This is a genomic window from Thiolapillus sp. (assembly GCF_048562965.1).
In the GTDB taxonomy this organism is placed as follows: Bacteria; Pseudomonadota; Gammaproteobacteria; order Chromatiales; family Chromatiaceae; genus Thiolapillus; species Thiolapillus brandeum_A.
The window spans coordinates 1-15,172 of record NZ_JBHNMF010000037.1; the positions used below are offsets into that span (position 1 = coordinate 1).

Sequence of the window (15,172 nt, forward strand, 5' to 3'; positions counted from 1 at the left end):
GAAGGTGATGCGGTCAGTACTGTCGGTCGGGGCCATGGCATTCTCCTGCGTTGTGGTGGGACAGGAGAAAGTCTGTGGCTGATGGTGTTCTGAAAAAAGGTGTCGATTCTGGGGCGCTTACTGTACTCATCTTAGGGGTGAGTAGTTACTGTGGAAGAACAAAAAGCGGAAGAAATCGGCGCTGAACCAGAAGACAATTTTCAGGATTTGTGGAATGAATTGTGAAAATTGCCCAATAACATCAGGATCACATAAATGAGTACCAATGCGGAAAGAATCATTCAGATCGTAACACCACTGAGTGACGTGGTAGAACTGCTGGTGCTGGGCTGCTCGATCGACGATGCAAACATCTATTCCCAGACCCTGCGCAATTCAGGTATGGCCGTTCATCTGAACACGGCCTATACACCGGATGAACTGGATGTGCTGATGAAATCGCTGGATGCTGACGTGGTGCTGGTCAACTGCGACGCCGAAGAAATCGATTTCACCACCGCCATTCGCCAGATCCGGGAGATCTCTCCCCTCGCCGCTTTCATCCTGCTTTCCGATGATCCAGGCGAAGAGCTCTTTTTTGCCGCAGAAACCAGTGCCCAGGACATCATCGAACGGCACGACCATGCCCATCTGATCTACGTGGTGAACCGCGAACAGCAGAACATGGTCATGAAAAAGAAGCTCCTGTCGGTCACACAGGAATTGAAGGAAACCCGTCAGCGCTATGAAACCCTGACGGAGACAGCAGGTGAAGCCATCGCCTATATTCATCAGGGCATGCACGTATATGCCAATCCCGCCTATGTTTCCCTGTTCGGTTTCAAAAACGCAGATGAACTGGAAGGCCTGCCCTTCATGGATCTGATTGCCAGTGACGACCGCCTGAAATTCAAGCCGGTACTGCACAAACTCGACGAACAGCATACCGCGGACCAGCTGTCCATCGACTGCGTGAGCAACGATGGCCACAAGCTGCCAGTCACCATGGATTTCTCCCCGTCCATCATCGACGGGGAAGACTGTACCCAGGTCATCATCCGCGACCAGTCCCCCGAAATGGACATCGAGCAGCGTCTTGCCGAGCTGGCCAACTACGATACCGACACAGGCCTGTACAACCGCAACTACTTCACCAAGCAGCTTGAGCGCCGGCTGGACGAGGCCCTGGCCGAGGAGAGACGCCTGAGCATGGTGATGATCAGCATCGGCAACTTCCAGGACATCAAGGCGGATTACGGCATCGACGGCGCCGAAATGGTGCTCAAGGAAACCACCCGCATCCTGAACGACACCACCTATGATACCGACCTGGTGGCCCGTTTCGGGGAACATGAATTTGCCATCCTGTGCACACCGGACACCTCAGCGGAATCTCTGGCGAAGCGCCTGTACAACGCAATGAATGATCACAGTTACCAGATCAATGAACAGGCTGTAAAACTACAAATCGGTGTCGGCATCGCCCATTCCGATACGCCACCGGCCCAGAGTCCGACAGACTTCATCTCCCATGCATCGCGCGCCTGCAAAACCGCACTGGCTGAAGGCACGGCCACCAGCCTGTTTGATGCCAACAAGGCCAGTGATGCACAGGGTCAGGGTGACGACAGCATCGTTCAGCTCATCGACCAGGCACTGGCTCATGACCGCTTCCACCTCATCTATCAGCCTGTGGTCAGCCTGCATGGCAACAGCCGGGAGGATTACGCCGTCTATGTCCGTATGCTGGATTCAGAAGACCAGCAGATTCTGCCCAAGGGATTCCTCGAGGAAGCTATCCGTTCGGAAAGAATGGCGGAAATCGATCGCTGGATCATTCGCAATGCCATCCAGGAGGTCGCCCGTCACCGCAATGACGGCCACAAGCTCAACTTCATGATCACCCTCTCCGCTTCCGCCATCGAAGATGATTCCCTGTTGCTGTGGATCTGTGATTGCCTGCGTGAGTTCAAGGCCAAAGGCGCCTGGCTCACCTTTGCCGTATCACACCACGACGTGATCGGGCATTTGGAGAAGATGGAACAGTTGGCAGAAGGTTTGCACAAGATCAACTGCCGCATCTCGCTCACCCACTTCCCCTTCGAGCAGGAAGCGGTCAATGTGGTGCGCCACCTGCAGTGCGATCTGGTGTGTTTTTCTCCGGACATCTCGGGAAGACTGTCCAAAGACAAGCAGCAGCAGGAATTGCTCAAAGACTACAACCAGCAGCTCCACCAGGAAAAGGTCAAGACCATCGTGATCTACATCGAAGAAGCCGCCCAGCTGACCATACTCTGGAATGTCGGAGTCGACTTCATTCAGGGTAACTTCATCCAGAAACCTGTCGACACCATCATCTACGACGCAGAGCTGTAATGCCCTGAGTCAGGCCTTGTTTGCCACCCCGTGAGGCACATGGCCCGCAGGTACAAACTGCGCAGCAGATTCAACATGCTGGGTCTGATCGTCAAAAAAGATATCCGCCTGAAAGGCCTTGAGAAAGGCGCTCTTGTCCATCCCCCCGAGAAACAGGGCTTCATCGATGCGAATCCCCCAAGTTCTCAGGGTGCGGATGACCCGCTCATGCGCGGGCGCACCTCGGGCTGTGACCAGTGCCGTTCGTATGGGAGAGGTACCCTCGGGAGAAAGTGACTGCATTTTATGCAGCACTTCGAGAAAACACCGGAAAGGTCCTGCTTCCAGCGGTCTTCTGGCCGCCGCCTTCTCGCTGGCTTCAAAGGCCTCCAGCCCCTGCTTGCGGTAAACGCGTTCCGCTTCATCCGAAAACAGCACGGCATCGCCATCGAAGGCAATACGCAGCTGGTCGGGATCCTCACCCGTGGCATTTCCCAAAGCGCCGGAACCCGCGATGGGAGCGATGGTCGCTGCGGCGACACCGGCATTCAGGGCCCGGGCAACATCTTCGGAATCCGCCGAGAGAAAAAGATGTGCGTCCAGCACAGAGGCATATTCAAAAGGGCTGCGCCCGCCGGTGAAGGCTGCACGGGTGATATCAAGACCATGATGACTGATGGAGTTGAACACCCGCAATCCGGTGTCCGCGCTGTTACGCGACAACAGCACTACCTCCACCCTGACGCGCTTTTCGAACAGCGTATTGAGGTTCAGCAGTTTCCTGACCAGCGTAAAGGCCACGCCTGGCTGTAACACATCGTCCTCATGTTCGATCTGGTAGCGGTGATAGGCGTCTATACCCTGCTCCTCGAATACCCGGTGAGATTCATCCAGATCAAACAGTGCGCGTGAGGAAATGGCGACAACAAGGACAGGACGGCTTTCGGTCTGTCCCACGTTACCAGGGCATGAAGGTATTCATGAAGGACATGGGGCGACCGACGTTGTCATTCAAACGGGACATGTCATATTGCATGTTGCGCGTCGCCACGGTCAGAATCTTGGTTGATGTGTTCATGGATTTCATGGATTCATCCATGGACTCCATGCTGGCGAGAATCGGCTGCAGCGTGCCCATCTTGTGTTCCATGGAATCCATGCTCACCGTCATGGTGCGGATATTGGTCGTCATCTGCCCCATATTCTCAGACATGCTCTGCATGTTGCTGGACAGCACGGACATGTGCGTATCGACACTGATGACCATGTAATGCATGTCACCGGCAAGACGGTAGATGAGGAAAAAGCCGTAGGCGGCGAGAACCACGAAGGCGAACATGGAAGGATAGATGATCAGTTCCCAGCGCCTGGCGCTGGTCTCGAACACTTCCGACAGGCGTGTTATACCTTCGCGGTCGGAGACCGTGTCCAGTTCTTCTTCCTGGGATTTCAACTCACTCACTGGCTGATATTGCTCTGTTTGGCCGGTATATTAAGAATATCATACCCATAAATATTCTTATATTCAATAAAGCAATATTAATCTGGACGGGTTCTCATTAACCGACAACATGGGCGTAAAGCACCGCCGCCAGGGCATTCCATTCATGGGCTCCCTTGCTGCGGGGATCCATCTCGAACACGGCCAGACCTTCACTGAAAGAACGCCGGAAAGCGGTACGCTGCGCCAGTCGTGCCTTGATGAACTTGATGCCGGGCAGTGCAATCAGCGCCGCCGCCGCCTCATCGCTCTCGCGTATGGCCCGGTGCGTATCACCACGGTTGATGAAGCCCATCACCTCCGGGCGGCGGTTGTCCCCGACTACCGAATCGATCAGACGCAGGAAGCGCTGGGTGGACCAGATATCCGCCTGACTGGGCGGCACGGGTACGACTATACGGTCGGCTATCCTGATGGTCTGTTTGAGGCTGGCGAGATCAGCCGTTCCCACATCGATCAACACCTCTTCATATTGATCCAGTTCCTTGCGGTTATGCAGCAGTTTCTTGCTGGCCAGTTCAACCGGGGGCTCAAACCCCTCTTCCGTCCTTACATCCACCACATCGGTAAGCGTGGCCTGGGGATCGGCATCTATCGCCAGCACATGCTGTTCTCCCAAGGCCAGCCATACGGCCAGATTGAAAGTGATGGTGCTCTTGCCTGACCCTCCCTTGAGGCTACCGATAACTGTAATCATTGCCAGAATCTCCCACGCACGTATGGCTGATCGTCATTTATTAACCCGGCGACCAAATATGTCGCCCTCAGTGCTTCAAACAGGACGCGTATCAAGGCGCGGCTTGCAGGCAATGGCAAGCCCTTGTCAAAAGCCGCAACACCGATACGCGTCCTGTTAGAAGCACCTAACCAATTGATAGTGCAAAGAAAGGCCACCCTCTCTGCGCTGGTGGACTGCGTTATCAACACTTGCTGTAGAATGACTACAGCTGCGTGTTGATGCCTTGCCACCAGCGCAGAGAGGGTGGCTGAGGACGATATATTTGGTTGCCGGGTTAATATTGATCTCGACCTCAGGATGATAACCCATCGTCTGTGGAATCCAGACTCTTCAGCCGGATTCCCCGTCTCCCCGACTTTTTCGCCGTCCGCACCTTTTTCACGGGAGCCTTGGCTTTGCTCGCCACCGCAGGTTTCTTGGTGGCAGACGCCTTGGGAGCCGCCGCCGCTTTTTTCTTGGTTGTGGCTGTGGTTTGTACTTTCTTTGCAACTGGCGCTTTTTTCTTTGCCGTAGCCGTCGCGGCCCTGGCAGGCGTTTTTGCCTGAGCGGCAGCTTTGCGCTTTTCCGTCGCCGGAGCTTCCTTGACCACAGTGGTTTTCCTGGCGGCAGCTTTCCTGGTCGCCTTTTTCTTGGGTGACGCTTCTTTCACCGATGTCTTGCGGGCGGCAACCGTCTTCTTCATCTGATCCCGGGTGGGCTTCTGCTCGGCCAGAGGTTTCTCGATAGGCCTGGCAATGCTCTCGATATCCAGTTCGGCATCATCGACCAGCGCAGCATCCAGCTCGGGTTCGAACCCGGCCGCTTTCCTGGCGGGTTTTTCTTCCGGCTTTTTCGCCGGAGCAGCCGCCTCTTTCCGGGGCTTTTCCGGCTCAGGAGGTGGCGGCGCCGGTTTTGTTGCCGCCGCCGGGGCAGATGCAGGGGTGGCTGTCGTCTTCCCGGACTTTTTCGCCGGAAGGAAAAGGCGAATAACAGCTGCGGTGAAGCTTACGACGGCAATGATGATACTGGCTGTCACATGCCAGCCGCGTTTCAGCAGGCTGCGTCCGCCACCTCCTGTAGAACCGCCACCCTGAGGCGTTTTTCGGGCTTTTGGACAATGACGGCCTGCAGCTTCACACAGCGATTCTGATGCAGACACCATCCCCAGGGGAATAACCACCAGAGTCAGTATGGTGGAAACCAGTACACCCGAAGCCAGTGAGATGGCCATGCCCTGGAATATGGGATCGAAAAAGATCACGGACGAGGCGAAAACCAGCGCAAATGCTGTGATCAGAATCGGTCGGGTACGGGTCTTGCAGGCCTTGATCACCGCTTCCGGTACAGGCACACCCTTCTGAACTTCGTGAATGGAGAAATCCACCAGCAGAATTGAGTTGCGCACGATAATACCTGCCAGGGCAATCCAGCCGATCATGGAGGTGGCGGTAAACTCGCCCCCCCAGCCTGCGGCAAAGAAAAGAGCATGGGCAGGGATAATTCCCAGCAGGGTCAGGGGAATGGGTGACATGATCAGTGCCGGAATGCGGAAATTGCCGAACTCCCATACCACCAGGATGTAAATCAGTACCAGTGCTGCACCAAAGGCAATACCCATGTCCCGGAAGGTCTCATAGGTCACCGTCCACTCACCCGTCCACTCGAAGCTCGACTGACTGTCTGTCGGCGGTGGTCCCGTCCAATAGGTGTTTTTAGCCAGCTCCACGTTATCTGGCGTGATGTAGGGCTTGCCGTCATTGGCGGTCTTGAGCAGGTCTTCAACCTGCATCATGCCGTAAACAGGCGCTGCCAGACGACCGCCAACATCGGCCACAACGTATTCCACCGCCCGCAGGTCCTTGTTGAATACCGAAGGCTCCACCTGCACCCGCTTGAACTGCCCCAGTTCGCGCAGGGGAACGCCCACACTGTCCTTTGACTGAATGAGCAGATCACCCAGTCGCGTGATCTGGGAACGCTCCGCCAGTGGCACCTGGATCACGATATTGACGGGCTCGTGGCCGGCGCGCTGTTTCACGTCGCCGATCACCATGCCGCCCAGCGCCATGGCCAGGTTCTTGTTGATGGAATCCACCGAGATGCCGCGCAGATCTGCCTTGTCCCTGTCGACCATGAAACGCCAGTAATCATGTGGCGACACCATGTAATTGTCCACATCCACAAGATTGGGGGCCTTCTTGAAAAGTTCGGTGAGATCTGCCGTCACCTGGCGGCGGGTGGGCGCATCCGGGCCGTGAACCGTTGCGACCACGGATTGCAGCACAGGCGGTCCCGGCGGCATTTCCACCACGGCAAACTTGGGGAGTGCCCCCGTCGCATCTTTCAGCATTTCCTTGATCAGGGCCCGGGTTTCCACGGCGATCTCGTGACTGGTACGCTTGCGATGGTGTTTGTCGAGCAGCTGAACCTGCACTTCCGCCTGCCAGGGCTGCTTGCGCAGATAGTAATGGCGCACCATGCCGTTGAAGTCGAAAGGTTTGGCGGTACCCACATACACCTGCACCGCTGTCACTTCAGGGAGTTTCCTCACCAGGTTGGCTATCTGGTTGGCACGGTTGGCCGTTTCGGCCAGGGCGGTGCCCTCGGGCATGTCCAGCACCACGGAGTATTCCGGCTTGTTGTCCAGCGGCAGCATTTTCACCACCACCAGTTTGAAATAGAACAGGGAGCACATGATCAGGAATACGGCCCACATCGAAATCCGGAACAGGCGTGCCTTGCGCGGGTTCTCGATCATGGGCATCAGCACTTTGCGGAAAACCTTTTCGAGCTTTTCCGCTTCCTTGTGCTCACGCTTTTCGGCCACTACCAGATACCCCATGGAAGGGCGGAACATAGGATGTATTGCCAGCCAGGGCGTAAACACGAATGCGGCAAACAACGAAATCACCATGGCCACGGAGCCCAGCGCGGGGATTGGCATCATGTAGGGTCCCATCATGCCGGATACGAAACCCATGGGAAGCAGTGCGCCGATAACCGTCAGCGTCGCCAGTATGGTGGGATTGCCCACTTCGCGCACCGCATCGACGGCGGTTTCTGCATCCGTCTCTCCTTCTTCGAGCCAGCGGCGGTAGATATTCTCCACGACCACGATAGCATCATCCACCAGGATACCGATGGAGAAGATCAGGGCAAACAGGGATACGCGGTCGATGGTGAAACCTAGCATCCAGGCACCAAAAACCGTGAACAGCAGTACCACAGGTATGACCAGCAGCACCACGATCGCCGGCTTTAGCGCACGGAAAGCCCACCACACCAGTATGAATACGAAGAAAGTTGCCACGAACAGCTTGAAGATCAGAGCACTGACCTTGTCGTTGGCGGTCTTGCCGTAGTTGCGCGTGACGCTGACTTCGATATTGCTGGGTATCAGCCGCCCTTTGAGTTCTTCTATACGTTCCAGCACCTTGTTGGCCACGGATACCCCGTTGGTGCCCTTCTTTTTGGCGATGGCAATGGTAACCGCCGGTACGCTGACCGCAAGATCCGGATTCTCAGACGCAGCTCCCGTATAATAGGCGACCATGCGTTTGGCGTCCTCGGGACCCTGACGCACCATGGCCACATCACGTACATAGACCGGCACACCATTGTGACTGCCGACCCTGAGGTGATTGATATCATCCGCTGTCTGCAGGAACTTTCCCGTGACAACCGTAAAATGCGTGCCGCCGGATTCCACATTGCCGGCCTGCTGTTCGGCATTGGCCATCTGTATGGCCTGTGCCACCTGGCCCAGGCTGATGCCATAACCCGCCAGGCGCTCTGGCAGCACCTCGATGGTGACCTGCTCGGCGCGACCGCCCACCACGAAGCCTTTACCGGTATCCGGGATCTCCTTGATGGACTGCAGTACGGAAAGCGCCAGGCGACGCAACTGGCTGTCATCCACATCAGGGATGCCATCGCCGTTATAGTCCTTGTCCGACCACAGGGTCAGAGTAACCACGGGCACATCATCGATGCCCTTGGCCTGTACCAGAGGAGGAGATACACCGTTGGGGATCTTGTCCATGTTGGACGCAAGCTGTTCATTGACCTTGACCAGGGAAGGCCCCATATCCTCCCCGACTTCAAACTGCACCGTCACCATGCCACCACCGCGCTGGGATACGGAATACACATGCTTCACGCCCTGTATTTCCCACATCATGCGTTCCAGGGGCTGAATAGCGAGAGAGGCCACTTCCTCGACGGGCGCTCCCGGATACTGGATGAACAGATCGATGAGCGGTACCGATATCTGGGGATCTTCCTGCCGGGGAGTCATGATCAGGCCCGCCAGTCCCAGCAGGAACATGGTGATGTACAGCAGCGGAGACAGGGGGGACTTTATGAAGAATCTTGCGGTGCGTCCTGCAATACCCAGATCTGCCACCTCATCGACAGCGTCAGATACGGGAGAATTGTGGGATTTGGTATCCAGACCACTCATACCATCTATAACCTGCGTGAGTTTGGTTAAATTCCGGCATGCGCCGGAAATCGGTTGTCACCACTCCCTCGGGAAGCTGGTGTGCGTATATTTTTTATCATTCCCCGGGACCCTGCCACCCCAGGCAGAGTGCTGAACGATGCTGCTACTGACGCCCTGTGCGCAACACACTAAGTGCCCGCAATTTTGTCAGTCTCCCGCTGCACGGCAGCAGCAGGCCCGGTATTGGTATATCCTGCCACTTCAGCGTGCGGGGATCATGACCCGGACAACATGCTGGGCCTGGGATTGACGTATACCTTGTCCCCTGGCGCCAGACCCGACAACACAGTCACCATGCCATTGTCCAGCCGCCTTCCCTCACGAATCAGGCGCAGTTCCGCCTTGCCCTTCTCGTTCTGCACATAGACCACGGGCAAACTGCCGCGATAACGGATGGCCGATGCAGGCACAACGGGCAGGCTGCCGGTCGCAGCGGCATGGCTGGTGTCTGGAATCATGATCTTGGCGTACATGCCCGGCTGCGAAATGCCCTGAGGAATATCGAATTTGACCTTGATGGTATGGCGCTGGGCGTCGGCCATGGGATAGATCTGGGCGACCCGCACATCCACCGGCTCAGAATAGTCATCAAACACGGCAGCTTTCTTCAGCACCATCATTTCCTGCAGACCGGTCACCAGCCTGGCAGGGATGTCCAGCTCCACCTGCAGCCAGGTGATGTCAGCAAATCTGAGCATGGGTACGCCGGGCTGAACCGTGTCACCCACTTCCACCATCTTGTCCATGATCACGCCATCGAAGGGCGCCAGACTCTTAGCATCGCGCAGTTTGGCTTCGATGGCCTGAATCTCGGAACGCGCCCGCATGATGGCTGAACGCGCCTGCTCGATGCGGGTGGTCGATGCATAGAGGTCAGCACTGCGCTCGGCACCACGGTCACGCTCGCCCATGAAGTCTTCCGCCGGGCGGGTGAACATCTGATCGAACAGATTGGGGATAGCCATGCCGCCGGGAGCCGCCTTGGATTTGGGTGACCACAGCTCGCGGGAATACTGTACGCCTGCATTGCGAAGCTCTGCCTCGGCGGAGGAAAGCTGGGCATAGGCTGCCGAGCGCTTTGCCAGCAGTTCCGAGTCATCGATGGCAACCAGCAGTGTACCTTCCTTGAAGGCGTCGCCTTCGATACCGGCAATGTACTTGACCCGTCCGGGTATCTGCGCCGCCAGGGTGACCTGTTTGTAAGGTACGACGGTTCCGCCAATGGCTACTGTCGGCTGGCGATCCGAAGCCTGCACGACAAACACATCACCGAATGTATTTTTCTGCTGCGCCTGAACAGCGCCAGTGCCGATCAGGGCCACCAAAAAAGCTGTCAGTAACGTCCGCCGTATCCTGATATTGATCATAAGTTGCCGGTTTCCAATGGTATCGGGCCTGCCGGCCCTTGTGTACACCCGGTATATTACCCGCATACCCAGGCAATATACCGCCACTATTTTGAGTTAAATGCGTTCAGACCTTCCCCATGACGGAGAAACTCTTGATGAACGGTTTTGCCATCTTCGGCTCCTTGAGCATTGCGCCGTAGTCACCTACCTTGAACTTCATTTTTCCAGACGTAAAGGCCACCCCCAGCCCCATCATTCCCGGCGGCTTTGCAATCCATTTTTTCCATTGGTCTTCGGAAGCACGGATATCCCAGTTCAGCTCTTCGCCATTGTATGCACCACCGGAAACAGCCTGGCCATTTGCCACCACCAGAACACCACGGGGCTGATCATCATCAGGAAACCCGTAACCGATAACACTGTTGAATCCGATTTCCCCCAGCGGGCCGGTAAGATCAGATTCGCCATTCCATTCCTGAGCAAAAGAATCCATCCAATCTGCAGAAAACAAATCAGCCATGCAACACCTCCCAAGATTTCTTATTTGAATACAACTCTTTGCCGTTATCCCAAAGGGGATTACCGACGTATAGCGGCATATTATCCAATATTCCAGCCCTTTTTTCCATCGCGCAACACCGTGAACAAGGGAATCAGCCGCAACTGACTGTTATTAACCCGGCAGGGGAAGATTTCATGTTCAGCTGCCACACCTTGCCCTTCAGCAAGGCATCAATATGCCGCTGTAGTCATTCTACAGCAAATGTTGATAACGCAGTCTGAAGGGCAAGGGGTGGCAGCCTGTCCATTCAAATTCAACAAGTTAGGCGCTTCAAGAAACCACTATAGCCGTGTTGCGTCTCTTGACAAGGGTTTTACCATTGCCAGCGAGGCGCGCCTTGCTCTAGTGGTTTCTTGAAGCGCTGAACATGAACTATTCCCCCGCCGGGTTAATATTGCGGAACAAAGCGTATGCGCGGCAGTCTCGAATAGCGACAGACACTACCATACCCGCCAAACTCGGGGTACTATTTCAGGATTCCGGACCGACAACGACCTACAATCCGTTTCTTCCCTGAAACAGCGGAAAGAGACTTCCTCACAACGCAGATTCTTTCGAGACACACATGGCCGACCAAAATATCATCGACAACCGACTCAAGCACCTGGAAACCCATCTGGAACAGGAAAACCCGGTATTGCTGAGCGCCGTTCAAAGCTTTCGCGACCTGGACCGCGTCGCCTACCGCATGGGATTGCTGGATCAGACCGAATCCTTCGCCACACAGATTCCCTGGTGGCCGCTGATCTCCATCCTGGGCACTTTCTCAGCAGGCAAATCGACCTTCATCAATAATTATCTGGATACCAAGCTGCAGCGCAGCGGCAACCAGGCGGTGGACGACCGCTTCACGGTCATCTGCTACAGCGAAGATCCCACACCCCATACCCTGCCCGGCGTTTCACTGGATTCCGATCCCCGCTTCCCTTTCTACAAGATCAGTCGTGAGATCGAACTGGTCGCCGCAGGTGAAGGAGACCGCATTGATGCCTATCTGCAGCTGAAAAGCTGCAATAGCAAGCGCCTCAAGGAAAAGATCCTCATCGACTCCCCGGGATTCGACGCCGACGCCCAGCGTACCTCCACCCTGCGCATCACCGATCACATGGTGGATCTGTCCGACCTGGTGCTGGTGTTCTTCGATGCCCGGCATCCTGAACCCGGCGCCATGCGCGATACGCTGGAGCACCTGGTCTCCAAGACCATACACCGCAACGATTCCGGAAAATTCCTGTATATCCTGAACCAGATCGATACCACGGCCAACGAGGACAACCCGGAAGAGGTCATCGCCGCCTGGCAGCGTGCGCTGGGTGAGCACGGACTCACCGCCGGGCGTTTCTATACCATCTACAGCCCCACGGCATCCATACAGATCGAAGACGCCACCCTGCGCCAGCGCTACGAAAGCAAGCGGGATCACGATCTGGCGGAGATCCACGGTCGCATGGAACAGGTAGAAGTCGAACGCGCCTACCGCATCGTGGGCTCCCTGGAAAAAACCGCCAGGGAAATCGAAGACCGGGTGGTTCCCGCGCTGCAGGAAGGACTGGCCCGCTGGAAAAAGCGTGTCCTGTGGCTGGATGGCATCGTATTCGGCCTGATTGCCGCACTGATCATCGGTGCCGGCCTGAGCTATGGCCAGCTCGGAAACTGGTGGTCCTGGATCAGGGAAAGCACCCTGCACAGCGCGCTGTTCCTTGCCGTGGTGATTGGCGGCGGTTTCGCCTTGCATCTGGCCCTGCGGAAACTCGCCACCCGCAGCCTCGCAGGCTGGCTCAGGGAACAGCAGGATGCCCTCCCCGTCAGGATCAACCTGGTGTCAGCCTTTGCAAAGAGCACCCGTCCCTGGCGCAGCCTGCTGAGCACGAAGCCCGCTGGCTGGACCCGGGGCACCCGGCGCAGGCTTTCTGCCATCATCACGCAGGCAGATGAATTCGTGCAGCAGCTGAACGACCGCTTCACCAACCCTTCAGGCACCAAGGCGGAAACCGGAGTGGAAGCGCCGGTGACAGAAGCCGAAGCCACTCTAGCCGAAACTGCAGCGGTGGAAGAGGCACACGCAAGCGACGCAAAGACAGACTGAGCGCAATACCGTGATGCTGGCCGGCATGGATCTGGGTGGCAGCAAGATCGAAGCCCTGCTGATGGATCAGGAAGGTGATGAACTGCTGTGCATCCGCCAGCCCACGCCGACGGGTGACTATGACGCGACACTGCAGGCTATTCACAACCTCCATCACGAGCTGGAATCCCACGCAGACCGGCAGCTGAAACTCGGCATTGGCACGCCCGGATCGCCCTCACCCGAAACCGGGCTGATGCGCAACGCTAACTCCACCTGCCTCAATGGACAGCCGTTACAGCAGGATCTGGAACAGTTGCTGGAACGCCCGGTGCGCATGGCCAATGACGCCGACTGTTTCACCCTTTCCGAGGCGGTGGACGGCGCCGCGTCGGATGCGGATATCGTATTCGGCGTCATCATCGGCACGGGCACCGGCGGTGGCATTTGCGTCCACGGGCAGCTGTTGCTGGGACCCAATGCCATCACCGGCGAATGGGGGCACAATCCCCTGCCCTGGCCGCGCCCGGAAGAGCTTCCCGGTCCTGCCTGCTATTGCGGGAAACACGGCTGCATAGAAACCTTTCTCTCCGGCCCGGGACTGGCCGGCGAACATTTGCGGCGCACCGGAAAAACATTGATGGCACCGGAAATTGCCGCTCTGGCCGCGCAGGGGGATGCTGCAGCAGAAACCACCCTGCAAATCTATGAAGACCGCCTCGCCCGGGGGCTGGCCAGCATCATCAACGTACTCGACCCCCACGCCATCGTGCTGGGCGGCGGCCTGTCCCAGCTGCAGCGGCTGTACGACAACGTGAGTCAGCGCTGGCAGCAATACATCTTTTCCGATATCTTTCACACCCGCCTGCTGCCACCGCGTTTCGGAGACAGCAGCGGCGTGCGGGGAGCTGCCTGGTTGTGGCGGGACCAGCCTTAACCGGTCATAATGTGCAGACGACTTCCTGAACGATATTTTCCTCACCCATGGTTACAGCCTCACAATCCATCCCCGAGATCCAGGTGCCAAAGCATCCCCAGTGGCCGGAACTGTCCGCGCCGGAAAAGCGCGCCCTGAAGAAACGCATCAAGCAGCTGCTGAAAGAAAACAACGCCGTGCTGGTGGCTCACTACTACGTAGATGCCGACCTGCAGGAACTGGCGGAGGAAACCGGGGGCTGTGTCGCCGACTCCCTGGAAATGGCGCGTTACGGCACTACCACCGACGCGGACACACTCATCGTCTGCGGCGTGCGCTTCATGGGTGAAACCTCCAAGATCCTCAACCCGGAGAAGCGGGTGCTGATGCCGGATCTGGGCGCCACCTGTTCCCTGGACGAAGGCTGTCCTGCCCGGGAGTTCTCGGCGTTCTGCGACGCCCATCCTGATCACACGGTCGTCGTCTATGCCAACACCAGCGCCGAGGTGAAAGCCCGCGCCGACTGGATGGTAACCTCCGGCATTGCACTGCCCATCGTCAAATACCTGGGGGACAAAGGCGAGAAGGTATTGTGGGCGCCGGACAGGCACCTCGGTAGCTATATCCAGAAACAGACCGGCGTGGACATGCTGCTCTGGCCGGGCTCCTGTGTTGTGCATGAAGAATTCAAGGCCTTCGGGCTGGAACGTCTGCACAAACTTCACCCCGACGCAGCGGTACTGGTGCATCCGGAATCACCCGAGAGCGTCATCGAACAGGCAGACGTGGTCGGCTCCACCACGGCCCTGATCAAGGCCGTGCAGGAGATGCCCAACGAGGAATTCATCGTTGCCACGGATGACGGCATTTTCTGGAAGATGCAGCAACTGGCGCCAAACAAGAAGCTGCTGTCCGCGCCCACTGCCGGCGAGGGCGCCACCTGCGTATCCTGCGCACATTGCCCCTGGATGGCCATGAACGCCCTGCAGAACCTCGAACAGCTGCTGCTCAAGGGCAACAACGAGATTCACATCGAAGAAACGATTCGCCAGAAAGCGGTCATCCCGATCCAGCGCATGCTGGACTTTGCCGCCACACACGGAACAAGCGTGTCTTCGGCCTCGTGATAGATTTTGGGACATCCCAGTCCCCAAAATCGACTCGGCCTTTGACAACCTATTTGTGCCCCAGCCGTCCTGGTCACCCAGCACTACGCAACAACT

10 protein-coding genes are annotated in these 15,172 nt (G+C 56.9%); 4 read left to right on the forward strand and 6 right to left on the reverse strand.

The window, feature by feature from the left end; translation table 11 throughout:
- The first annotated feature begins 255 nt into the window (after positions 1 to 255).
- On the forward strand, positions 256 to 2,355 hold the full coding sequence (locus ACOCD2_RS03930) for an EAL domain-containing protein (RefSeq protein WP_293648758.1): 2,100 nt from the start codon (positions 256 to 258) through the stop codon (positions 2,353 to 2,355).
- Positions 2,356 to 2,364: 9 nt separating this feature from the next.
- Here ACOCD2_RS03930 and ACOCD2_RS03935 read toward each other — a convergent pair whose 3' ends face one another.
- The 6 genes from ACOCD2_RS03935 to ACOCD2_RS03960 form a co-directional block, all read right to left on the reverse strand.
- Entirely contained in the window at positions 2,365 to 3,291 is a 927-nt protein-coding gene (locus ACOCD2_RS03935) for a 5'-nucleotidase (protein WP_293648755.1), read from the reverse strand.
- A 1-nt stretch (position 3,292) separates the two neighbouring features.
- Positions 3,293 to 3,796 carry a hypothetical protein gene (locus ACOCD2_RS03940; RefSeq protein WP_293648752.1) on the reverse strand — a complete coding sequence of 168 codons (504 nt, stop codon included), beginning with the start codon at positions 3,794 to 3,796 and terminating at the stop codon, positions 3,293 to 3,295.
- 97 nt (positions 3,797 to 3,893) lie between these two features.
- The gene (locus ACOCD2_RS03945) at positions 3,894 to 4,532 is read right to left on the reverse strand and encodes an AAA family ATPase (RefSeq protein ID WP_293645612.1); all 639 of its coding nucleotides are present in this window, start codon (positions 4,530 to 4,532) and stop codon (positions 3,894 to 3,896) included.
- A gap of 334 nt (positions 4,533 to 4,866) precedes the next feature.
- Complete coding sequence (locus ACOCD2_RS03950) at positions 4,867 to 9,015, reverse strand: efflux RND transporter permease subunit (RefSeq protein ID WP_293645610.1); 4,149 nt, start codon at positions 9,013 to 9,015, stop codon at positions 4,867 to 4,869.
- 257 nt (positions 9,016 to 9,272) lie between these two features.
- Positions 9,273 to 10,424, reverse strand: a complete 1,152-nt coding sequence (locus ACOCD2_RS03955) for an efflux RND transporter periplasmic adaptor subunit (protein ID WP_293645608.1) — start codon at positions 10,422 to 10,424, stop codon at positions 9,273 to 9,275.
- 106 nt (positions 10,425 to 10,530) lie between these two features.
- Entirely contained in the window at positions 10,531 to 10,926 is a 396-nt protein-coding gene (locus tag ACOCD2_RS03960) for an SCP-2 sterol transfer family protein (RefSeq protein WP_293645606.1), read from the reverse strand.
- Between the two features lie 607 nt (positions 10,927 to 11,533).
- On the opposite strand from ACOCD2_RS03960, the gene ACOCD2_RS03965 reads away from it, so the two are divergent.
- From ACOCD2_RS03965 to nadA, 3 genes are read left to right on the forward strand one after another with little or no spacing between them, the layout of a single operon-like run.
- On the forward strand, positions 11,534 to 13,054 hold the full coding sequence (locus ACOCD2_RS03965) for a dynamin family protein (RefSeq protein WP_293645604.1): 1,521 nt from the start codon (positions 11,534 to 11,536) through the stop codon (positions 13,052 to 13,054).
- A gap of 13 nt (positions 13,055 to 13,067) precedes the next feature.
- Positions 13,068 to 13,970: an ROK family protein gene (locus ACOCD2_RS03970; protein ID WP_293645614.1), complete on the forward strand. Its 903-nt coding sequence runs from the start codon at positions 13,068 to 13,070 to the stop codon at positions 13,968 to 13,970.
- 47 nt (positions 13,971 to 14,017) lie between these two features.
- Complete coding sequence (nadA, locus tag ACOCD2_RS03975) at positions 14,018 to 15,076, forward strand: quinolinate synthase NadA (RefSeq protein WP_293645602.1); 1,059 nt, start codon at positions 14,018 to 14,020, stop codon at positions 15,074 to 15,076.
- Positions 15,077 to 15,172: the final 96 nt, after the last annotated feature.

Excerpts from the sequence above, each read along its gene's own strand:
- ACOCD2_RS03970 (WP_293645614.1), top strand. The coding sequence starts at position 13,068 with ATGCTGGCCGGCATGGATCTGGGTGGCAGCAAGATCGAAGCCCTGCTG.
- ACOCD2_RS03955 (WP_293645608.1), bottom strand. The coding sequence starts at position 10,424 with ATGATCAATATCAGGATACGGCGGACGTTACTGACAGCTTTTTTGGTG.
- ACOCD2_RS03950 (WP_293645610.1), bottom strand. The coding sequence starts at position 9,015 with ATGAGTGGTCTGGATACCAAATCCCACAATTCTCCCGTATCTGACGCT.
- nadA (WP_293645602.1), top strand. The coding sequence starts at position 14,018 with ATGGTTACAGCCTCACAATCCATCCCCGAGATCCAGGTGCCAAAGCAT.
- ACOCD2_RS03945 (WP_293645612.1), bottom strand. The coding sequence starts at position 4,532 with ATGATTACAGTTATCGGTAGCCTCAAGGGAGGGTCAGGCAAGAGCACC.
- ACOCD2_RS03930 (WP_293648758.1), top strand. The coding sequence starts at position 256 with ATGAGTACCAATGCGGAAAGAATCATTCAGATCGTAACACCACTGAGT.
- ACOCD2_RS03965 (WP_293645604.1), top strand. The coding sequence starts at position 11,534 with ATGGCCGACCAAAATATCATCGACAACCGACTCAAGCACCTGGAAACC.
- ACOCD2_RS03960 (WP_293645606.1), bottom strand. The coding sequence starts at position 10,926 with ATGGCTGATTTGTTTTCTGCAGATTGGATGGATTCTTTTGCTCAGGAA.